17 protein-coding genes and 1 pseudogene are annotated in these 19,466 nt (G+C 66.2%); 8 read left to right on the top strand and 10 right to left on the bottom strand.

The window, feature by feature from the left end:
• Positions 1-185: 185 nt before the first annotated feature.
• The 5 genes from ACCQ13_RS18950 to fabR form a co-directional block, all read right to left on the bottom strand.
• On the bottom strand, positions 186-779 hold the full coding sequence (locus ACCQ13_RS18950; protein ID WP_104601846.1) for a DUF4142 domain-containing protein: 594 nt from the start codon (positions 777-779) through the stop codon (positions 186-188).
• A 77-nt stretch (positions 780-856) separates the two neighbouring features.
• A complete protein-coding gene (locus ACCQ13_RS18945; RefSeq protein ID WP_167526967.1) occupies positions 857-1,123 on the bottom strand; it encodes a hypothetical protein in 267 nt (88 codons plus the stop codon).
• 55 nt (positions 1,124-1,178) lie between these two features.
• Positions 1,179-1,460: a hypothetical protein gene (locus ACCQ13_RS18940; protein WP_104601844.1), complete on the bottom strand. Its 282-nt coding sequence runs from the start codon at positions 1,458-1,460 to the stop codon at positions 1,179-1,181.
• A 607-nt stretch (positions 1,461-2,067) separates the two neighbouring features.
• Positions 2,068-2,868 carry a hypothetical protein gene (locus tag ACCQ13_RS18935; RefSeq protein WP_159407765.1) on the bottom strand — a complete coding sequence of 267 codons (801 nt, stop codon included), beginning with the start codon at positions 2,866-2,868 and terminating at the stop codon, positions 2,068-2,070.
• 294 nt (positions 2,869-3,162) lie between these two features.
• A complete protein-coding gene (gene fabR, locus ACCQ13_RS18930) occupies positions 3,163-3,810 on the bottom strand; it encodes an HTH-type transcriptional repressor FabR (protein ID WP_104601999.1) in 648 nt (215 codons plus the stop codon).
• 92 nt (positions 3,811-3,902) lie between these two features.
• Between fabR and ACCQ13_RS18925 the strand changes: the two genes are divergently transcribed.
• Both ACCQ13_RS18925 and ACCQ13_RS18920 read left to right on the top strand, forming a co-directional pair.
• Entirely contained in the window at positions 3,903-4,979 is a 1,077-nt protein-coding gene (locus ACCQ13_RS18925) for a ferredoxin reductase (RefSeq protein WP_104601842.1), read from the top strand.
• An 8-nt stretch (positions 4,980-4,987) separates the two neighbouring features.
• Entirely contained in the window at positions 4,988-6,109 is a 1,122-nt protein-coding gene (locus ACCQ13_RS18920; RefSeq protein WP_104601841.1) for a fatty acid desaturase family protein, read from the top strand.
• A 135-nt stretch (positions 6,110-6,244) separates the two neighbouring features.
• On the opposite strand, the gene ACCQ13_RS18915 is transcribed toward ACCQ13_RS18920, so the two are convergent.
• Positions 6,245-7,852: an EAL domain-containing protein gene (locus ACCQ13_RS18915; protein ID WP_104601840.1), complete on the bottom strand. Its 1,608-nt coding sequence runs from the start codon at positions 7,850-7,852 to the stop codon at positions 6,245-6,247.
• Positions 7,853-8,219: 367 nt separating this feature from the next.
• On the opposite strand from ACCQ13_RS18915, the gene ACCQ13_RS18910 reads away from it, so the two are divergent.
• On the top strand, positions 8,220-8,396 hold the full coding sequence (locus ACCQ13_RS18910; protein ID WP_104601839.1) for a hypothetical protein: 177 nt from the start codon (positions 8,220-8,222) through the stop codon (positions 8,394-8,396).
• 171 nt (positions 8,397-8,567) lie between these two features.
• On the opposite strand, the pseudogene ACCQ13_RS18905 reads toward ACCQ13_RS18910, so the two are convergent.
• The 3 genes and pseudogenes from ACCQ13_RS18905 to ubiK all read right to left on the bottom strand — a co-directional run bounded on the left by ACCQ13_RS18905 (position 8,568) and on the right by ubiK (position 11,259).
• Positions 8,568-9,077, bottom strand: a pseudogene (locus ACCQ13_RS18905) (lipocalin family protein).
• 361 nt (positions 9,078-9,438) lie between these two features.
• Positions 9,439-10,959 (bottom strand): YifB family Mg chelatase-like AAA ATPase, encoded by a 1,521-nt coding sequence (locus ACCQ13_RS18900; protein WP_104601838.1) that lies wholly within the window; start codon positions 10,957-10,959, stop codon positions 9,439-9,441.
• Between the two features lie 15 nt (positions 10,960-10,974).
• The gene (gene ubiK / locus ACCQ13_RS18895) at positions 10,975-11,259 is read right to left on the bottom strand and encodes a ubiquinone biosynthesis accessory factor UbiK (protein WP_104601837.1); all 285 of its coding nucleotides are present in this window, start codon (positions 11,257-11,259) and stop codon (positions 10,975-10,977) included.
• Positions 11,260-11,408: 149 nt separating this feature from the next.
• Here ubiK and ACCQ13_RS18890 point away from each other — a divergent pair, with 149 nt between their 5' ends.
• The 4 genes from ACCQ13_RS18890 to ACCQ13_RS18875 all read left to right on the top strand — a co-directional run bounded on the left by ACCQ13_RS18890 (position 11,409) and on the right by ACCQ13_RS18875 (position 16,149).
• Complete coding sequence (locus ACCQ13_RS18890; RefSeq protein WP_274392113.1) at positions 11,409-11,783, top strand: P-II family nitrogen regulator; 375 nt, start codon at positions 11,409-11,411, stop codon at positions 11,781-11,783.
• 387 nt (positions 11,784-12,170) lie between these two features.
• Entirely contained in the window at positions 12,171-14,138 is a 1,968-nt protein-coding gene (locus ACCQ13_RS18885) for a glycoside hydrolase family 84 protein (protein WP_104601836.1), read from the top strand.
• A 424-nt stretch (positions 14,139-14,562) separates the two neighbouring features.
• Entirely contained in the window at positions 14,563-15,351 is a 789-nt protein-coding gene (locus ACCQ13_RS18880; protein WP_104601998.1) for an outer membrane beta-barrel protein, read from the top strand.
• A gap of 192 nt (positions 15,352-15,543) precedes the next feature.
• Complete coding sequence (locus ACCQ13_RS18875) at positions 15,544-16,149, top strand: PH domain-containing protein (RefSeq protein ID WP_159407764.1); 606 nt, start codon at positions 15,544-15,546, stop codon at positions 16,147-16,149.
• Between the two features lie 216 nt (positions 16,150-16,365).
• Here the strand turns inward: ACCQ13_RS18875 and speE are convergent, their stop codons facing one another.
• Positions 16,366-17,223, bottom strand: coding sequence for a polyamine aminopropyltransferase (gene speE, locus ACCQ13_RS18870; RefSeq protein ID WP_104601834.1), 858 nt, complete (start codon positions 17,221-17,223; stop codon positions 16,366-16,368).
• Positions 17,224-17,455: 232 nt separating this feature from the next.
• On the opposite strand from speE, the gene speA reads away from it, so the two are divergent.
• A complete protein-coding gene (speA, locus tag ACCQ13_RS18865; protein WP_104601833.1) occupies positions 17,456-19,342 on the top strand; it encodes an arginine decarboxylase in 1,887 nt (628 codons plus the stop codon).
• Positions 19,343-19,466: the final 124 nt, after the last annotated feature.

Genomic DNA, 19,466 nt, shown 5'->3' with positions numbered 1-19,466 from the left:
GCCAGCGTGCACCCAAGTCGGGTGAAGCTACGCGATGACATGATCGCGCTGACGGTTTGCGCCTGGTGCCGTGGGGTCAGCGGCGCATCCTTGTTGGCAGTAACCGTCAGTGCATCGCTTGCTGGCTCACGCGAACGCGCCGGGCGAGCCGGCGCGTTCGTTGCTCGGCGGAACGTGCGGCCGGATTACCTCGACGAGGACACCGCGTGAGCGCGCTCGAAGTGCGCCGAGACCACCCGGCGGGTTTGTTCCAGATGCTGCTTGACCGGCGCGCTTTCGGCGGCGGGCAGCAGCTCGGCGTCGAGGATCTTGATGGCGTCACCGTGGTCGCTGACCATGGTGCGCATGAAGGCGTTGCGGTACGCATCCTTGCCATCGGGCAGGGTCAGCGTTTGGGTCAGCGCATCGGTCGCTGCCTTGCCCTTGGCACGGATGGCCTGCGCACGCGGACTGTCGGCTGCGCCCAGCGCCTTGGTCTTTTCCAGATTGGCCTGGTGGTCATGCAGCATCTGTTCGGCGAATGGGCCGGCCGCACCACCCAGGTCCTGTGCGATGGCCTGCTTGGCCAGCGCGATTTCGTTCTCGTCGATGGCTGCCAACACGCCCAACGCGCCACCATCGCCCTTGGCCAATTCCGTCGTGCCGCTACCGGCAACCGGCGCAGCGGTCGGCTTGGGTGACACCGCAGGGGCAGTGCGCGACGCGTCGCCGCCAGGGCGATCACAGGCAGTCAGGGACAGTACGGTCAACAGTGAAGCAGCGACAAGAAGGGATTTCATGGATGTCCTGACATATGCCGGCAGGTGCCGGCGTTGAAATGTGAAACAGCCGCCGCGCGGCATCGGGGAGATGTCGATCAGGCCCACTGCGGCTGCGCGACCGCGCCAATCCCCAAGGAGCGGACCGGTGCCCGCAGCGCATCCTGCGCGGTGCGGCACTGGCGCGCCATCCGCGCAGTGCGTTCGCGAACCAGACCGTGTTCGCTGGCAGGTGCGCTGCCCAGCAGGCAGGCAACATGGAAGCCAAGGATTTCCTCCGCGCGGTCGCCCTGGTCGCTGATGATGTGCGGCACCAGCCGCTCCAGTCGTTCCAGCTCCTGCTGCACTTGATACGGGGTTTTCATGACGATCTCCAAGGGATAACGGGTGCTGCTCTACACGGTTGCAGCGATTGCATGCTCAGTTGTTGCTTGCGCCCAGGCGTTGCCAGCAATCGGTTGCCAACTGTTCGTAGTTGGACTGGGTGCTGGACGAAATGAAGTGATGCTCCAGGCGATCGCGGAACAGCCGTAGCCGTTCCTGATCGCTGGAGCGTGGCGCCTGCAGATAGATGTCGCAGGCCATCTTCACCACCGGGGACAGTTCGCTGAACTTGCCTGCACCCAGATTGCCCTGGGCGTGCCGCGCCTGCCAATGCGCGATCTCGGCCTGCACATCGATGACGGATGGGTCTCTGCTCATGATCTGAAATAGTCCAACGTAAACAAACTTGACCCGCAGGGTAGCTGCGGCTATGTCAACGGACGATCATCGAACCGGACCATGTCGCCATCGCGCAGGCCGATGCGCTTAACTGGTCAGACTTGCGTCCAGGATGTACACGCTTCGCATGCATGCGATGGGCAGCGTGCGATTAGCTGCGGCGTTGCGGGTGTGAATCGACGCGCATGCATGCAGACGCGCAGCTTGCGTGTGAGCGGTCGCCAGCTTGCCAATCCGACCACGGCACTGTCAGTTCACGCACGCTGATTGCTGCGTTCCACGCACTTGTAACGTCCGGTTGCTACGGTGCGCTGAGGACGCAATGGAGCGAGCATCCAGGATGCAGGAGAGTCAGGACGGTCGTGGCCAACGGCACACCGCGAGCGTTACACCGCCAGCGAACCCGTGGTGGCATGCCTTGCTGGAATTGCGAGGCGGGCGCGTGATCCTTAGCCTTGTCGTCGTCGCTTTGCTCGTCCTTGGCCTGTGCCTGATGGTGCAATGAGCAACGTCGATCCGCGTGCGAGAACGGGTCGCTTGAGACCCGTCCTCGCTGCAGCGATTGAAGCTGGACTGGTGTAATGGATCAGACGCGCGGGTCGGTGGAATAGCGCCGTGCCGCGTCGTCGTGACGATCCGAATCGAATGCGTCGCGTACCGCGTGCTTGGCTTTTTCCCAGCTCAGCCGCGAACCGGCCTTGAAGCGGTCCCAGCCGTCGCCGAGATCGCGCTCCAGATGATCGTCCCACTGGCGACCGGCATGTTGCTGGCGCGCCTGCATGCCGTACCGATAGGCGGGGCGATAATCGTCGTAGGAATATTCGGAATCGCGGTAGCTGGCGCTATCGAAGCGGCCCTCATAATGGGTATCGCCATCGCGGTACACGGCGTGGGTGCGATCGGCACGATCCCACGCATCGCGCGCCGCATGGCGGGCGTCGTCCCATTCCAGGCGCGACTGGCCACGGTTACGCGGCCACTCGCCCGCCAGCGTGGCTTCGGTTTCTTCCCAGGTACTGGTGGGCCGCGTCTCGCGCGCCTGCAGGCCGAATCCATAGACCGTGGCATAGTCGCGGTCGTAATCAGTGCCTTCCTTGTAGTAGGAGCGATTGCGATGTTCCTGGCGCCAATATTCGGTTTCCACGGTGGGGTCCAGGCGCTCGGCGACGCCCTTGCCGGCGGCGGCGCCTGCAACCACGCCCACAGCGGCTCCGATCAAGGTGCCCAGCGGCCCGAACACTGTGCCCGCCAGCGCCCCTGCTGCCGCGCCGCCGGCAATGCCGCCTACACCCACACCCACGGGATGTGACCCGGGTGCACCCGAAATTGGGTCGCGGTTGAGGTCCTGCGCTTCTGCTCTGCGTTGCTGCTTGTCGTCACTGGTCATGTCGCCTCCGGGTTGCTCAAGGACGCGTCCTGACTGATGGCAGGCTCGCGAATGTGGGGCCACGATGGCGTCGCAGGAGTAAAACGGATGTGCGTAGAGGTGAGTACTGCGGCCACATGACTGAACCATGCAGGTCGCATGCGGATGAGGTTGCCTTGCACCGCTGTGGACGATAAGCGCCGCTTGTGCGGCGCCCTTGCCAGGCCCGATTGCGCCATGCGGGTTTGGATGCTGTCGGCCCGCGGACGCTGTTCGTGGCCACGGCCATTGCCCGCTGGCGCCGGGCGGTCGGGCTCAGTGGCCGTGCGTGCCCAGCGTGCGTGCGCCGGTCAGGATCATGCGCAGCATCTGCGAGATCTGCTCGATTAGCGCGGGGTCCTTCTCCGGAGGCAGGTCCATCGCCACTGCGCCCATCGCAAATACCAGCCGGGTGACCGCCTTGGACACCAGCGCCGGTTCGTGCAGGGTGGCGTTGTCGGCGGCGGCCAGGCGGATCAGGTCCAGCCGCAGCTCGTCTTCGAAGTAGGCGAGCTCGCGCTCCACCGCCTGCTTGAACGCATCCGAGCCCACCGCGCCCTCGCGAAGTAGCACGTGCAATAACTTGTCGTCGGCGCGTAGCTGTTCCATGAAGGCCTCGACCGAGACGCGGATGACGCTGCGGTCGGTGGAGGTGGCGCGCTGGCGGGCCTGGCCGATGATGGTGCGCAGCGAACGCCCGGCCAGGTCGATCAGCGCCACGGCGAGCTCGTCCATGTCGCGGAACTGGCGATAGAAGCTGTTGGGCGCAATACCGGCTTCGCGCGCGACCTCGCGCAGGCTCAGCGTGGACAGGCTGCGGTGCGGGCCGATCAGCGACAGCGCGGCGGCAATCAGGTCTTCGCGTGAGATCGCCGGCTTGCGTGACGGCGACGCGTCGTGAGACGGCAGGGCGATGGAGGTCATGGGCAACAGCCAGGCTTGGGCCTGAATCATAGCCGCTTACTTCAGTATACAAGTGTATACACGGCTGTGCATGCACGCGTATAGTTCCTTCCATGAGCCTGGCACCTCCCCTCAAGTCTTCCCCCCCGCTGCCCGCACGGCTGGCGCGCCGCCTGGTGTCGCCGCAGTTGTTCGACTTCTGGGCAACCCGGATCAACCCGCTGTGGACACTGGAACGGCCGATGGCCCGCCTGGTCGAGCGCAGTGCGGCCAGCCGCGATGCGGTGACCTTGGTGTTTCAGCCCAATGGCCACTGGCAGGGTCTGCAGGCCGGCCAGCACGTCAGCCTGGGCGTAGAGATCGACGGCCGTCGTCTGCTGCGCAGCTACAGCCCGACGGTGCTGGACAACGGCCGCCTGGCGATCACGGTCAAGCCGATCGAGGGCGGGCAGGTGAGCCGCTACCTGGCACACGCGGTCGCGCTGGGGACGGTGGTGTCGCTGGACCCGGCGTTTGGCGACATGCTGCTGCCGGCTACGCCGACCCCCTTGCTACTGCTGGCCGCCGGCTCCGGTATCACGCCGATGCGTGCGCTGCTGCGGTCCGCAGCGCAGGCCGGCATGCCGGCTGACATCGACCTGCTGTATTGGGTGCGCGAGCGCGAAGACGCCTGCTTCCTGGACGAGTTCCACGCGCTCGCTGCAGCGCACCCGCGCCTGCATGTGCAGCTGCTGACCACCCGCGAAGGCGAGACACCGGCTGCACGTATCGACACCTATCCGTTGGATGAGATTGCCGCGCTGGACCAGCGCCATGTCATGGCCTGTGGCCCGGGCGGCTTTGTACAGGCCGCACGTGCACGCCTGGAGGGCCGCGTGGCGGCATTTCAGGCCGAGGCCTTCAGCGTGCCGACGCTGGAACAGGCAGAGGCCGGGCAGGTGCAGGTCCAGCTGTCACGCAGCGGCCGCACCGTTAGCCTGTCGCGCGGCCAGTCGCTGCTGGAAGGGCTGGAAGCCCAGGGCTTGCGGCCCAAGCACGGCTGCCGCATGGGCATCTGCAACAGCTGCGCCTGCGCGCGCCAGGCCGGCACCACGCGCCATCTGCTGACCGGCGAGCGCAGCAACGAACCCACCGCACAGGTGCGCCTGTGCATCAGTGCCCCAAGCACCGACCTGATCCTGGATCTGTAAGGAACCTCATGAGCCGAGTCCATAACCGCGCCTTGTCTGCTGCCGAACTGCAGTCCTTCGGCGACGAGCTCGATGCCATCCGCGCCCGCGTGCAGCGCCAGGTGGGCGCCGACGACGCGCGCTACATCCGCCGCATCGTGGCCGCGGTGCGCTGGACCGGTGTGTCCGGCCGCGCGTTGCTGTTCCTGGGCGCCTTCGTGCACAGCGTGCTGATTCCGGCCTGGATCGCCGGCGTGCTGCTGCTGACACTGTCCAAGATCCTGGAGAACATGGAGCTGGGCCACAACGTCATGCACGGCCAGTACGACTGGATGGGCGACCCGCAGCTCAACGGCAATACCTACGAGTGGGACATCGTTGCCACCGGCGACAACTGGCGCAAGACGCACAACTACAAGCACCACACCTACACCAACGTGCGCGGTATGGACGATGACATCGGCTACGGTCTGCTGCGCATCTTCCCCGAGCAGCGCTGGCGCCCGTTCTACCTGCTGCAGCCGTTCATCGCGGTGGTGTTCGCGCTGCTGTTCGAATGGGGCGTGGCGATCCAGGACCTGCGTCTGGGCCGTTGGTTCGCCGGCAAGATGAAGGCGGCCGAATTGCGCGCCTCGTTCCTGCCGGTCGGCCGCAAGATGGGCCGCCAGATGCTCAAGGACTACATCGTGTTCCCAGCGCTGGCCGGTCCGTTCTTCCTGACCGTGCTGCTGGGCAACCTGGCCGCCAACGTGCTGCGCAGCATCTGGACCTTCGTCATCATCTTCTGCGGCCACTTCACCGCCGATGCGGAAGTGTTCCCGAAAGAGTCGATCCGCAACGAATCGCGTGGTCACTGGTACCTGCGCCAGCTGCGTGGCTCGTCCAACCTCACCGGCGGCAAGCTGATGAACGTGCTGTCGGGCAACCTGAGCCACCAGATCGAACATCATTTCTATCCCGACCTGCCGGCCAACCGCTATGCGCAGATTGCGGTCGACGTGAAGCAGGTCTGTGCGCGCTACGGCCAGCACTACAACACCGGCTCGCTGCCGCGGCAGTTCGGGCAGGTGATGTGGCGGATCGTGCGGCATGCCTTCCCCAGCCGGCCCAGGCCGGTTGCCCAGGACAGCGCAGCGTTGCAGCGCGCGTGACGCAGAAGGCCGCCGGTGGGCGGCCTTCTGCGTTGTGGGCGTGCGGCCAGCGGTGGCGGCCAGGCGCGGGGGGCGGATCGTGGCAGGCGCGCGAGGCATGTGATGCCGATGCGCGTTCGACATCGCAGCGGACAATCAACCGGGCTGCGCGGGACTGGTTCTAGCGTGTTGCGCTGCGCCCCGCGCGCGGGCGCGTGCGTGGTAGGCGATGAAACCCAGTGCCGGTAGTGCGCGGGAAAACAGCCAGCCCTGTGCCAGATCCACGCCGTGCGCGCGCAGGTAGTCGAGTTGTTCCTGGCGCTCGACGCCTTCGGCGATGGTGCGTAGCCGCAGTGTCTTGGCCATGTCGATGATGTGCGCGGTGACTGCGCTGGTGGCCGAGTGGGTGCCGATGGTGTCCACGAAGGATTTGTCGATCTTCAACGCATCCAATGGCAGGCCCTGCAGGTATTGCAGGCTCGAGTAGCCGGTGCCGAAGTCGTCGATCGACACCGTGTGGCCGGCACCGCGCAGGTGGATGATGGTGGCGCGCGCGGCCTCGATATCCATCAGGCTGCGTTCGGTGGCCTCCACCCACAGTTGCCCGCTGTCAACGCCGCTGCCACGTAGCGCCTCGGCCAGCAGCGACTGCACGCGGCCGCTCTTGATGTCTTCGGCCGAGACGTTGATGGCCACATGCAGGGTGGGATCGGCCGCCAGGGTGGGGCCGAGTTCGCGCACCACCTGCGCCACCACCAGGTCGGTGATCGGCAGGATCAGGCCGCTTTCTTCGGCCAGCGGAACGAAGGCGTCCGGCGGCACCAGCGGGCCATCGGGCTGCTGCCAGCGCACCAGCGCCTCGGCGCCGACACAGGCGCCGCTCTCCAGCGCGATGATCGGCTGGTAGTGCACCACGAATTCGCCGCGCCGCACCGCGACCCGCAGCCGCGCCAATGGCGATAATCGCCGCCGCGATACCCACAGCACCAGCGTCACCAGCAGCACCGCCACGGCGATGCCTGCCGGCACCACCTGCAAACGAGCCGCTGCCAGCGGCCCACGCAGATAGGCCACCGGCTCGGTGACCACGGCGACCCAATCGCCCCGTCGATCGCGTCCGTACAGCACCTGCTCTTGTTCCTGCTCCTGCGTGGCGTGTGCGGTGGGCTGCGCATGCGTAGCCGTCAGCAGCCGCTCGGCCGCAGCGCCGGTACTGCTGAGGATGTGCCCCTCGGGTGTTCCGACTGCCAGCTGCAGGCCGGGCGGGACATCGATATCCACCAACGTGGTTGGATCGATCAGCACGTTGTAATCGCCCAGCCGCAGGGCGATCAGCGGGTGCTGCGGATTGGCCAATGGGCGCAGCCGGGTGGTGACCGAGATGCCGCTGCGCACGAGGAAGTCTGCCGGGGCCTGGGGAAGTGCCTTGGGCAGCTTGCCCCACGAGGTACAGCGCAGGCGCTGCTGCCGAAAGTGCCCCAGCTCCTCGATGGCAGGGCTGGTCAGCACCAGTGCGCGCATCTGTGCCAGATGCGCGGGCGAGCACGCCGGCGTGCGCGTCTTGGCCATGTCCAGCAGCATGGCATGCGCCTGGCCAAAGGCGGCCTCGGTGCGCCGGATCGACAGCGACGCCAACTGGCTGAGCCTGCTCTGCTCGCGCGACAGCGCCAGGCGCCAGGCCAAGTAGTAGGACAGGCCGACCGGCACACTGGCGCACAACACGACCAACAGCACGGTGACGCGGATGATGCGCTGACGCTTCACCCGTCTGCCCGCAGGCGTGGCAAGCATCCGGCATGGCGGCGCGTCGACTGACGCGCCAGACATGCAGGTGTTGCATCGGACTTGGTCACGGAACGGCCTCGATGCATGGAGCACGATGCGATGAAGAACACGGATGGGAACGGATGAGCCTGCACGCGGCGAATGTACGCCACGCGCGCGTGCTGCGCGCGCTGTCGCTGCGAATTAATGATGAATTCCTTAGCCATCGCCGCCTCTTGCACCCATTGCCATCGGTCGCGGCAACGTTCACGCGCACGCGTGCGTGCACGCGCTAGGGTCGTATGCATCCATGCGGGTTTTGCCGGGCTCACCGGCTCGGCCCGCTCCCCGCAGTGGAGAACGACTCATGACAACACAGAAAGAGCGCGTCGGCGGCACCGACGCGGTGCCGATTTTCAAGATGCACGAAACCACCCGCGATGGCGAACTCATCAAGTACGTGGTCGGCGAGACCGGCGTTGCGTTCGACAGCCTGGAGGGCGCGCAGGCAGCGGCCAGGGATCTGGATACGCTCAACCGGTGAAACATGCGCCTGTCGGTCAAGGGCGAGCCGGCGTGATGGCGGGGCGGTCGGTGATGCAGTCGGTAGGACGCCCCGCCGTTCCAGGTCCTGGCGTTGCCGGATCGATCGGACCCGACGCATGGCGCCCGCCCGATCGCGCCAACGGCGGTTGCCTGGCGCGGCTGTCGGGACTCAGGACAGGGGCTGTTCGGTCAATCGCCCCGTATGCGGGGTATGGATCAGCGCGCCCAGGTCGAAGCCTTGCTCGCGGGCGTGCGACAGATAGGTCTGGGCGATGTTCTCGTCCAGTTGCGGCAGACGTGCGAGCAGCCACAGGTACTTGCGGTCCGGGCTGCCGACGAGGGCGGCGGTGTAGTCGGCATCGATGCGCATCACCCAGTAGTCGCCCTTGGTGAAGGGAATCCAGCGCAGTCCTTCGGGCAGGAAGGTCACCTCCAGTCGGGCGCGGGAGTCGTCGATGGGCCGCGCCTAGCCGATGGCTTCTTCCAGCTTGCCGTCCACGGACAGGCAGCGGTTCTGCACACGTACGGAGCCATCGTCTTGCAGCGTGTAAAGCGCCGACACGTCGGTGCAGTCCGCATCCTCGAAACGGATCGGCAGCCGGGCGATTTCGTACCAGGTGCCCAGATAGCGATCCAGATCCAGCGACGTGACAGTGGACAATTCGGGGTGCTGGCGCATGACGGCTTCCGGACAGGTGGATGATTGATGTTGTACGTGCACGGCCATGAAGTGCATGTCGGGATACGGCCTGTGGCGACCGACGGCGCATGGAGCCGCGGCCCTCGCCATGGCGTTCGCGATCGCTCGCCCACCCGGTCTCCGCCGATCGCGTCCTGCAATCAGGCGATCGCCTATTCCGGCAATCGTGCAAGTCTGCGGATGGCGGCAGGTAGCGTCGTGGAGGCTGTCCTTCTGCGATGGGGCGGCAATGGCTGGGGCGGCCGCTGTGCCAGTTGCAGGTGCGGCAAGCGGCCAATACGGCACAGCGCTTGCCGGGGGCCGGTTGCGCTGCTGTCAGGCAGCCCGGTCGCGGTTGCGCCTATGCCGCGCTGGCAGTACCCGGCGCGCGATCCAGCTTGCGGTAGCCAATGGCTTCGGTGAGATGACCGGTGGCAATTGCCGCACTGTCGTCCAGGTCGGCGATGGTGCGCGCCACCCGCAGGATGCGGTGCATCGAGCGTGCGGACAGCTGCAGCTGCTCGATCGCGCGTTCCAGCAGCAACTGGTCGTCGCCGTGCAGCCGGCAGTGGCGGTCGGTGTCGGGCTGATCGAGCTGTGCGTTGGGCAGGGCGCCGCGCGCAAGCTGCCGCTGCCGTGCGGCGACCACGCGGGCGCGCACGCTGGCGCTGTCCTCGCCAGGGTGGCCGCTACGCAACGCCTGGGGCGGCAGGCGCGGCACTTCCACATGCAGGTCGATACGGTCCAGCAGCGGCCCGGAGATGCGGCTGCGGTAGCGGCGGATGCTATCGCTGCTGCAGCGGCAACGCCCGCTGCCATCACCGGCCCAGCCACAGGGGCAGGGGTTCATGGCGGCGACCAACTGGAAGCGTGCCGGAAAGTCCACGCTGCGCGCCGCACGCGCAATCGTGACCAGTCCCGATTCCAAAGGCTCGCGTAGCACTTCCAGGGTTTGCCGTTGCCATTCGGGCAATTCGTCCAGGAACAGCACGCCGTTGTGCGCCAGCGAAATTTCGCCGGGGCGCGGATGCGTGCCACCACCGACCAGCGCAGCCGCACTGGCGGTGTGGTGCGGGGCGCGGTAGGGCCGCTGGCGCCAGCGGGCCAGATCCAGCCCGCGGCCGCTGACCGAGCTGATGGCGGCGGTTTCCAGTGCTTCGGCTTCGCTGGCGTCCGGCAGCAAGCCGGGCAGGCGCGAGGCCAGCAAGGTCTTGCCGCATCCGGGGCTGCCGACCAGCAGCAGATGGTGCCCACCGGCGGCGGCGATCTCCAGGGCGCGGCGCGCATGCGGCTGCCCGCGCACATCGGCCATGTCCGGCAGCGCGCGCGCGCCGACTGCGGCAACCGCCAGTTCCGCGGCAGGCGCCGGCTGGGTGCCGTTGAGAGCTGCGCAGACCTCCAGCAGGGTGCGTGCGGTAAAGGCCTGGACATGCCCGGCGATGGCCGCCTCGGCGCCATTGGTCAGTGGCACGATCAGCCGTCGTCCCGCCTGTGCGGCGGCCAGGGCGGCTGGCAACACGCCGTCCACGCCGCGTAGCTCGCCGGTCAGCGCCAGCTCGCCCAGAAACTCGTACTCGGCCAGCGCCTGCCGGTCGATCTGCCCGCTAGCGGCCAGGATGCCGAGCGCGATCGGCAGGTCGAAGCGGCCCCCCTCCTTGGGCAGATCCGCCGGTGCCAGATTGATGGTGATGCGCCGGGCCGGGAATTCGAACTGCGCACACAGCAGCGCAGCGCGCACGCGTTCGCGCGATTCGCGTACGGCGGCTTCGGGCAGGCCCACGATCTGGGTGGAGGGAAGTCCCCCGGAGAGATGCACCTCCACCCGAACCTCAGGCGCGTGCACTCCCACGCGGGCACGGCTGTGCACCAGCGCCAGGCTCATGGCGGCAGGCTCGGGTCAGGGGGTATTGGAGGCGGGCGCCGCACTGGGCGGCGTGCCGGTTGCGCGTGCTTCCAGGGCGGCGACGGCCTGCTCCAGTGCGTCGAGTTTTTCGCGCGTGCGCAGCAGCACGGCGCGCTGCACGTCGAACTCCTCGCGGGTGACCAGGTCCAGCTTGCCCAAGCCGGCCTGCAAGGCACCCTTGAAGGTGCTCTGCAGTTCTTCGCGCGATTGGCGCAGGCCCGGCGGCACCAGGTCGCTGAGGCGGCGGGCGAGGTCGTCGAGCTGATTGAAATCGATCATGGTGGTCTCCGCAGGTTCGTCAGAAGCCTAATGCAGGCCGGAACACGCGGGACATCGGCAAGGCAGTCGGCAGGCGGTAAGGATAGTCCCATTCGGCTGTCGTCCAAACGGAGGGGCCGGCGTGGATGAGTGTTGCAGCCGTCCACGGTATGCTGCGCGCCCGCCACGCCCTGGGACCTGCACCGATGAAGATGATTATGGCCATCGTCAAACCGTTCAAGCTCGACGATGTGCGCGAAGCGCTCGCCGGCTGCGGGGTGGCAGGCATCACGGTGACCGAAGTGAAAGGTTTCGGCCGCCAGAAGGGCCACACCGAGCTGTATCGCGGTGCCGAGTACGTGGTCGATTTCCTGCCCAAGGTGAAGATCGAAGTGGCGGTGACCGACGACCAGGCCGAGCGCGTGGTCGAAGCCATCGTCGCTGCGGCGGGCACTGGCAAGATCGGCGATGGCAAGGTGTTCGTCTACGATCTGGGCAGCGTGGTGCGCATCCGCACCGGCGAGCTGGACGGCGACGCGCTGTAACGCGCACGCTGCCGGCGTGCCCACCTGACGGAAGTGTCGCCAGGTCGGCGCCTGCGAGGGTGCCTGGAATCACCTTGCACGCTCATGTTGCAAGCCCCCGGCTGCTCCATTGGCGTCTTGAAACCACCTCTGCGCGATGCTGGCCGTGCCGGTAGTGGCCGGCCTGGGCGCGCTGCGGGCGCGGCAGGCCGCGAATGATCCCGGAATTCATACCATTTCAATACCGAAGACGCTCGGCTGTCGCTATGTCTGAGTGATCTCACGGACTGCCGGAGACTGTGCCAGCTTGCTTGAGAAGGTGCGCGGGCGCAGAACCGGTTGCGCTTGTCGCGGGGGCGCGAGTTGCCTACTCTAGGCAGTAATACCATTCCAATACCGGAGTTCGATATGCGGCTAGGCAACAGGCAGCGGGGCGCGCGCCTGCTCCCGGTATTGATGGCGCTGGCCCTGGCATTGCCGGCGCTGGCCGAACCGGTCACACAGCCGCCCATCTTCCCCACCCCGGTGTCGATCAGCCTGGATGGCCGGACGATCACGCTGGGAGACTCGGTGGTACTGGTGGTGGCGCCGGGCGCCGACCCGGCCGCAGTCGCGCTGGTGCGCCGCGTGCTCGGTTCGGCCGGGGTCTCCAAGATTGCCACTGCCTCGCGTCTGCCTGCCAGCTTCGACCGTCCGCATGTGGTGGTCGGGACCGGCGAGGCTGAGGTGGTGCGCGATGCGCTGACGCGTAGCAAGGCCAGCCAGGACACCCATGCCGAAGGCTATACGCTGGCCAGCGTGGCGCTGGGCAGCGGCCTCATCACGCTGGCCGGCCACGACGGCGATGGCCTGTTCCATGCCGCGCAGACGCTGCGCCAGCTGGTCGAGCGGCCGGCCATTCCGACGCTGACGATCCAGGATTACCCGGCCATGCCGATCCGCGGCACGATCGAGGGCTTCTACGGCGCGCCGTGGTCGATGAGCGATCGCATCAAGCACATCGATTTCCTTGCGCGCACCAAGGCCAATACCTACATCTACAGCCCCAAGGACGACCCGTATGCGCGCGACCGCTGGCGCGCGCCGTACCCGAAGGCGACCCTGAAGGCGCTGGGCCAACTGGTGGCCACCGCCAAGCGCAACCATGTCGATTTCGTCTACGCGATCTCGCCGGGTCCGACGGTGTGCTTCTCCGACCCGGCCGATGCCAAGGCCTTGCTGCGCAAGTTCGATGCCTTCCGCGCGCTGGGCGTGCGCAGCTTCTACGTGGCGCTGGACGATATCGAATACACCAAATGGAACTGCGAGCGTGACAAGACCACCTTCGGTGAGTCTGGCGCACAGGCGGCAGGCATTGCGCAATCGCATCTGCTCAACCTGGTGCAGGCCGATCTGGTTGCCCGCCACGATGCGGCATCGGAACTCATCATGGTGCCCACCGAATACTTCGACGCCAAGGAGAGCCCGTACAAGGAAGCGCTGCGCAAGCATCTGGACCCGAAGATCGTGGTGCAGTGGACCGGTACCGACGTGGTGCCGCCGGCCATTTCCATTCCGGATGCACGCGCGGCCACCAAGACGTTCGGCCGCAAGACGCTGTTGTGGGACAACTACCCGGTCAACGATTTCGAAACCTCGGCCGGGCGCCTGCTGATGGCGCCGTATGCACGGCGCGAGGCGGGGCTGTCGGCCGAGCTGTCGGGCATCGTATCCAACCCGATGAACCAGGAAGTACCCAGCCGCGTTGCGGTGATGGGGCTGACGGCGTACGCCTGGAACGACAAAGGCTACGACGCGCAACGCACCTGGCATGCGGCGGCGCGCGACCTGGCCGGTGGCGATGCGCGTGTCACGGCGGCATTGCTGACCTTCTTCGATACCCAGCACCTGGCGCCCACCTTCGGCAGCCAGCCGTGGCAGGAACAGGCGCCGCGCCTGAAGGCCGTGCTCGACCATGTGCGCGAAGCGATCGCGCTGGGCGATACGGCAGCACGCAGCCAGGCGATTGCCGAATTGGCGCGCACCGCCGACGAGATCGCCGCCGCACCGCAACGCATCCGCGACGGCGTGTCCGACAAGGGCTTTGCCGAGCAATCACGCCCGTGGTTGGAGGCGATGGAAGGCTGGGGCCGCGCGCTGCGGCAGACCGCAGCCGGCCTGGAGGCGGCCAATCGCGGCAGCAGCGAGGCAACGGCGTTGTTTGCCGATGCGGCCGCGGTTGCGGCCAAGGCGGCCGCGATTCCATCGATTCCCGGCGCCACGCGCTTCGGCGGACCGGTCAAGATCGCCGATGGCGTGCTGGATCGGTTCGTGGCCGAGGCGCCGCAGCTGATCGCGTATCGGTCGCCAGCGGCGGCGTCTGCCACCACACCATAGCGGCGGGCGTGGCGGCGGGCATGCCCCGCTTCGGTGACCTGGCGGGTACCCGAGACGGGCGTGCCCTGAACCAGCCTGTCGCCTGCGGCTTCCGTTGCGACAGGCTGGTATCGCGGGATGGAGACGTTCGAACGCACCCAGTCAGCGGGCAGGTGCGGCCAGGGTTCGCTCCCGGTCGCCCACCAGGCCGAGCGCTTCTTGACAGCGACAACGACTCCAGACACTGTGCGCGCTGCGGTCAAGGGGGCTGCAGCGCGCCCATGCTTGCATACCTGTCCAGGTCGCCTGCGATGGTTTGGCGGTATCGCGCGCTGTGGGGACGCCCCCGAAAGATGACCGGCAGCGATGCCACTTCCGACGCCCGTCAGGTCCGCCTGCGCGCGTAAGGATGCGGAAACGAGGGACGACCATTCAGGGGGATGTGATGAAAAGGACCGCAACACTGCTATTGGCCTGCACGGCGCTTGGCGTCACGGCTCAGGCCTCAGCGCAATCCTTGTCGCGCGGCTGGGATAATTATCGTCAACAGCAAAAGCAGCAGGCCGGCACTCAGGGCGCCGCCGCGCCGGCAGCGCCATCGGCGCGCCCTGCGCAAGCCGGCACCGGCGGAGCGCCGGTGGCCGTCGGTGGAAGCGGAACGGGTGAGCCCAGTGGTTTCAGCACGGTGACTGAGCAGACCTCGGCAGTGGCAGCGCCTGTCGCGCCTGCCTATGTACCTCCGCCGCCGCGCGAAGAAGAACAGCGCCTCAAAAGCGGTGTCTTCCTTGGTGTGCAGGGTGGCAGGGCAGAGGTGTTTGAAGACGTCAAACAGGACATGCTTGGCGGGAGCGTGGGCTATCGCTGGCGTGCTGGTGCGGTCACGCTGATCGGCATCGAGGCTTTTGCAGGACATATCGAGCGCTTTAGCTCCGATGATGCTTTCGCCCCATCTGCTCGTTTCGGAGGATTAGGTGGGAACGCGCGGTTCAATTTCGGCGACAGCCCGGTGTTCGCCTCGGTTCGCCTGGGTTACTGGGGCGGTGAGTCTGTCGGCTATGACGGCGATCGTTTCTATGGGGCTTATCTGGGCGCTGGATTGGGCATCGATCTTGGCCGGCATGTCAGTTTAAGTGGTCAGTTCACGCGCTATCTCTACGCCAACGACTACAGCGAAGAAGACTTCACCATCAACCGAGCCGATGTGTTGAACGCCTCACTCGAAGTCCGTTTCTAAGCTGAGCGAATAGTCCAGAAGGGCGGGCTGCAGCGTCCGCCCTTCTGCCCCAGGCAGCGTGGCATCAGCAACGCTGCAGCCAAAGATCCTGTTTGAGCCGCACCGCTCACGGTCACCGGCGTTGCACAGGCATCCATGCGGGGTATTGTAGTGTCACGGTCAACGCAGTGACTCAGCCATTGGAAAGGGCAGATGGACGCATTGGCGCAATTTTTGACAGACGAGCAAGACCCGGTGGCCGTGGGCAAGATCCTGCCCAAGGTCACCGAGTTGCTGACCCGCGACGAGCAGGTCGAGTACATCGCCGTGCAGAAGAAGATGGTGATGAACCTGTCGCCCGATGCAGTGGTGCTGACCAACCGCCGGTTCATCGTGGTCTATCCGAAGTTGTTCGGCATGACGTTTCGTGATGTCCCCTGGCGTGAAGTGCTCGATGTACACATGAGCGAGCAGATGCTGGGGGCGACGGTCATGTGCCGCACCACGCAGGGCGCCTATCTGTCAGTGGATAGCCTGCCCAAGAAGCAGGCGCGGCGGGTGTACGCCTACGCGCAGCAAGTGGAGGAGGCCGCCTACGAGAAACGCCAGCAGCTGGAAATCGAGAAGCTGCGCGTGTCGGCCGGTGGCGTGGTGGTGCACGCACCGCCAGCGCACCTTCCACCCGCATCGGCGCCACAAGCGCCTGCGGCAGAGGATCCGATGCAGGCACTGGGCAAGTTGAAGCAGCTGCTCGATGCCGGGCTGGTCACGCAGCAGGAATTCGACGCGAAGAAGGCTGAGGTACTGGCAAGGCTGTAAGCGGCCGCGCCGCTGGGCGTGACGTGAAAACACGACGGCGAGGCCGACAGGCAGGTGCACCTGCGAACGTGTGGGAAGCAGCACGGTCGTGACCGGTGATGCCTCCGCCGGCAGGCCGCTGACAACGACCTTTCCGCCTGACTCTGGTGCCTACGCAAGGCCGGCAGTGACCAGGCCATCGCGAGCGCGCAGCGGCACCCGCGATGCCAAGCGCGCTTACTCACCCAGCGCCTTGGCCACGAACGGCGGGGCCACGAGCACGCCGGTGTGCAGGTGCGCGGTGTAGTACAGCGTGTCGAAGCCCTTGGCCTGCGCATCGGCCTTGCGGAACGCGAAATCGGCCCTGGCCTGCTTGCTGGCCATGGTCACGCTCCACCAGCCGGTGGGGTAGCACGGCTGCGGGAACGGCAGGGTCTTGAACGACTGGAAGCCGGCCTTGCCCATCTCGGTGCGCATTGCGTTGATGAGGTCCAGCAATGCCAGCGGCGATTCGGACTGCTGCACCAGCAGGCCGTCGTCCTTCAGTGCCTTGAAGCAGCTCTCGTAGAACGCCTTGTTGAACAGGCCTTCGGCTGGCCCCACCGGATCGGTGGAATCGACGATCACGATATCCACGCTGCCGGCCGGGCAGTTGGCCATGTAGGCCACGCCGTCGTCGAACAGCAGCTCGGCGCGCGCGTCGTGGTTGGAATCGCACAGCTCGGGGAAATATTTCTCCGACATGCGTGTGACCTGCTCGTCGATATCGCATTGGGTGGCGCTTTCCACGCCCGGGTGCTTGAGCACCTCGCGCAGCGTGCCGCAGTCGCCGCCACCGATGATGACCACGCGCTTGGGCGCGGGGTGGGTGAACAACGCCGGGTGGCTGATCATCTCGTGGTAGAAGAAATTGTCGCGGCTGGTCAGCATCACCGCGCCGTCGATGAGCATCAGCTTGCCCCAATCGGTGGTCTGGTAGATCTCGATCTTCTGGAACGGGGACTGCACCTCGTCCAGCTTGCCGCTGATGCGAAAGCCGATGGCCGAGCCGGTGGGCTGGAAGTGTTCGATGTACCAGTTGTCGTTGCTGCTCATGCAAAAATCCTAAAAAGGAAGGGGAGCTGTCCCTTCTCCCACCGGGAGAAGGTGGCGCAAAGCGCCGGATGAGGGCTGGGCGCAGCCGCGTGCAGTCAGATGGCGCAGCGGCTGACCCTTGCTCGGCCCGATCCGACCAGGAGCGGGGCGTGAAGTCGGCGCGGATTGTAACGGACCCTGTCCATGCCAGGCGTTACAATTCACGCCCTTTTGCCCCAGCCGAGACAACGAAATGAGCGATTGGTCCCTCGACCAAGCCCGCAAGACCTACTCGATCCCGCATTGGGCCGATGGGTATTTCGATGTGAACGCCGCCGGCCATGTGGTGGTCAAACCGACCGCCGATGGCCCGGCAGTGTCGCTGCCCGAAGTGGTGGATGCCGCGCGTGCGGCCGGGGCCAAACTGCCGCTGCTGTTGCGTTTCCCTGACATCCTGGGCCAGCGCCTGGGCAAGCTGCAGGCGGCCTTCGCGCAGGCGCAGTCGGAATGGGACTACGCCGGCGGCTACACGGCCGTGTACCCGATCAAGGTCAACCAGCACCGTGGCGTGGCCGGCACCCTGGCCGGCCATCACGGTGAGGGCTTCGGCCTGGAAGCGGGCAGCAAGCCGGAGCTGATGGCGGTGCTGGCGCTGTCGCGTCCGGGTGGGCTGATCGTCTGCAATGGCTACAAGGACCGCGAATACATCCGCCTGGCGCTGATCGGCCGCAAGCTGGGCCTGCAGACCTTCATCGTCATCGAAAAGCCGTCCGAGCTGACGCTGGTGCTGGAAGAGGCACGCGCGCTGGACATCAAGCCGGGCCTGGGCGTGCGCATGCGCCTGGCCTCGCTGGGCGCGGGCAAATGGCAGAACAGCGGCGGCGACAAGGCCAAGTTCGGGCTGTCGCCGCGTCAGGTGCTGGACCTGTGGAAGTCGCTGCGTGACACCGAATACGCCGACAGCCTGAACCTGCTGCATTTCCACATGGGTTCGCAGATTTCCAACGTGCGCGACATCGCCAATGGCATGCGCGAAGCCACGCGCTATTTCGTGGAGCTCTCGCGCCTGGGCGCGAAGATCAGCCACGTGGACGTCGGTGGCGGCCTGGGCATCGACTACGAAGGTACGCGCTCGCGCAGCTATTGCTCGATCAACTACGGCCTGCATTCCTACGCCAGCAATATCGTGCAGCCGCTGGCCAGCGCCTGCGAAGAACACGGCCTGACTCCACCGCGCATCGTCACCGAATGCGGCCGCGCGATGACCGCCCACCACGCGGTGCTGATCGCCAACGTCTCCGAAGTGGAGCAGGCGCCGGAAGGCCGCGTGCCGGATGCGCACGACGACGAGCCGGCGGCCATCCGCCACCTGCGCGAGATCCACGGCGAACTGGACGTGCGTCCGGCGGTGGAACTGTTCCAGGAGGCCCAGCACTTCCATGCCGAAGGCTTGAGCGCCTATGCGCTGGGCCAGATCGACCTGACCCACCGCGCGCGCATCGACGACCTGTTCTATGCCATTGCCCACGGCGTGCGCGCACGTTTGAGCTTCGACGAAAAGAGCCACCGCCCGGTGCTGGACGAGCTCAACGAGCGACTGGTGGACAAGTACTTCGTCAACTTCAGCGTGTTCGAATCAATTCCGGATGTGTGGGCGATCGATCAGGTGTTCCCGATCGTGCCGATCGAGCGCCTGAACGAGGCGCCGCAGCGGCGCGGCATCATCGCCGACATGACCTGCGACTCGGATGGCATGGTCAAGACCTATGTCGAGAACGAAAGCCTGGATAGCTCGCTGCCGCTGCACAGTCTCAATGCCGGCGAAAGCTATCGCATCGGCTTCTTCCTGGTCGGTGCCTACCAGGAAATCCTGGGCGACATCCATAACCTGTTCGGCGATACCGACGCGGTGGAAGTAGCGGTGGACGGCGATGGATATCGCATCGTGCAGCAGCGGCGTGGTGATACCACCGATGTGATGCTCGATTACGTGGGCTATCACCTGGACACGTTGCGCGCGACCTATGCCGAGCGCATCGCCGCCGCGCAGCTGACGCCGGAACGCGCGCAGGAGTTGAGCCAGGCGCTGGAAGCCGGATTGACTGGTTACACCTACCTGTCCGACGAACCCTTGAGTTGAAGTCTGCTCACGCGCTGCGGCCTGCGTGCCGCAGCGTGCGCCGAGGGCGCTGATACATGCCAATCGAAACAGCGGTGTGCGTATCGTCGCGAGATGTTCTTTGTCATCTACGTGCAAGACGCAT

Source organism: Xanthomonas sp. NCPPB 1638 (assembly GCF_041475635.2).
Lineage (GTDB): Bacteria > Pseudomonadota > Gammaproteobacteria > Xanthomonadales > Xanthomonadaceae > Xanthomonas > Xanthomonas cucurbitae.
This window is presented reverse-complemented; position numbering and strand designations above follow the sequence as displayed.

Excerpts from the sequence above, each read along its gene's own strand:
- ACCQ13_RS18890 (WP_274392113.1), top strand. The coding sequence starts at position 11,409 with ATGCTGCGCGCCCGCCACGCCCTGGGACCTGCACCGATGAAGATGATT.
- ACCQ13_RS18925 (WP_104601842.1), top strand. The coding sequence starts at position 3,903 with ATGAGCCTGGCACCTCCCCTCAAGTCTTCCCCCCCGCTGCCCGCACGG.
- ACCQ13_RS18945 (WP_167526967.1), bottom strand. The coding sequence starts at position 1,123 with ATGAAAACCCCGTATCAAGTGCAGCAGGAGCTGGAACGACTGGAGCGG.
- fabR (WP_104601999.1), bottom strand. The coding sequence starts at position 3,810 with ATGACCTCCATCGCCCTGCCGTCTCACGACGCGTCGCCGTCACGCAAG.
- ACCQ13_RS18950 (WP_104601846.1), bottom strand. The coding sequence starts at position 779 with ATGAAATCCCTTCTTGTCGCTGCTTCACTGTTGACCGTACTGTCCCTG.
- speE (WP_104601834.1), bottom strand. The coding sequence starts at position 17,223 with ATGAGCAGCAACGACAACTGGTACATCGAACACTTCCAGCCCACCGGC.
- ACCQ13_RS18900 (WP_104601838.1), bottom strand. The coding sequence starts at position 10,959 with ATGAGCCTGGCGCTGGTGCACAGCCGTGCCCGCGTGGGAGTGCACGCG.
- speA (WP_104601833.1), top strand. The coding sequence starts at position 17,456 with ATGAGCGATTGGTCCCTCGACCAAGCCCGCAAGACCTACTCGATCCCG.
- ACCQ13_RS18880 (WP_104601998.1), top strand. The coding sequence starts at position 14,563 with ATGAAAAGGACCGCAACACTGCTATTGGCCTGCACGGCGCTTGGCGTC.
- ACCQ13_RS18940 (WP_104601844.1), bottom strand. The coding sequence starts at position 1,460 with ATGAGCAGAGACCCATCCGTCATCGATGTGCAGGCCGAGATCGCGCAT.
- ACCQ13_RS18910 (WP_104601839.1), top strand. The coding sequence starts at position 8,220 with ATGACAACACAGAAAGAGCGCGTCGGCGGCACCGACGCGGTGCCGATT.
- ACCQ13_RS18920 (WP_104601841.1), top strand. The coding sequence starts at position 4,988 with ATGAGCCGAGTCCATAACCGCGCCTTGTCTGCTGCCGAACTGCAGTCC.
- ACCQ13_RS18885 (WP_104601836.1), top strand. The coding sequence starts at position 12,171 with ATGCGGCTAGGCAACAGGCAGCGGGGCGCGCGCCTGCTCCCGGTATTG.
- ACCQ13_RS18935 (WP_159407765.1), bottom strand. The coding sequence starts at position 2,868 with ATGACCAGTGACGACAAGCAGCAACGCAGAGCAGAAGCGCAGGACCTC.
- ACCQ13_RS18875 (WP_159407764.1), top strand. The coding sequence starts at position 15,544 with ATGGACGCATTGGCGCAATTTTTGACAGACGAGCAAGACCCGGTGGCC.
- ubiK (WP_104601837.1), bottom strand. The coding sequence starts at position 11,259 with ATGATCGATTTCAATCAGCTCGACGACCTCGCCCGCCGCCTCAGCGAC.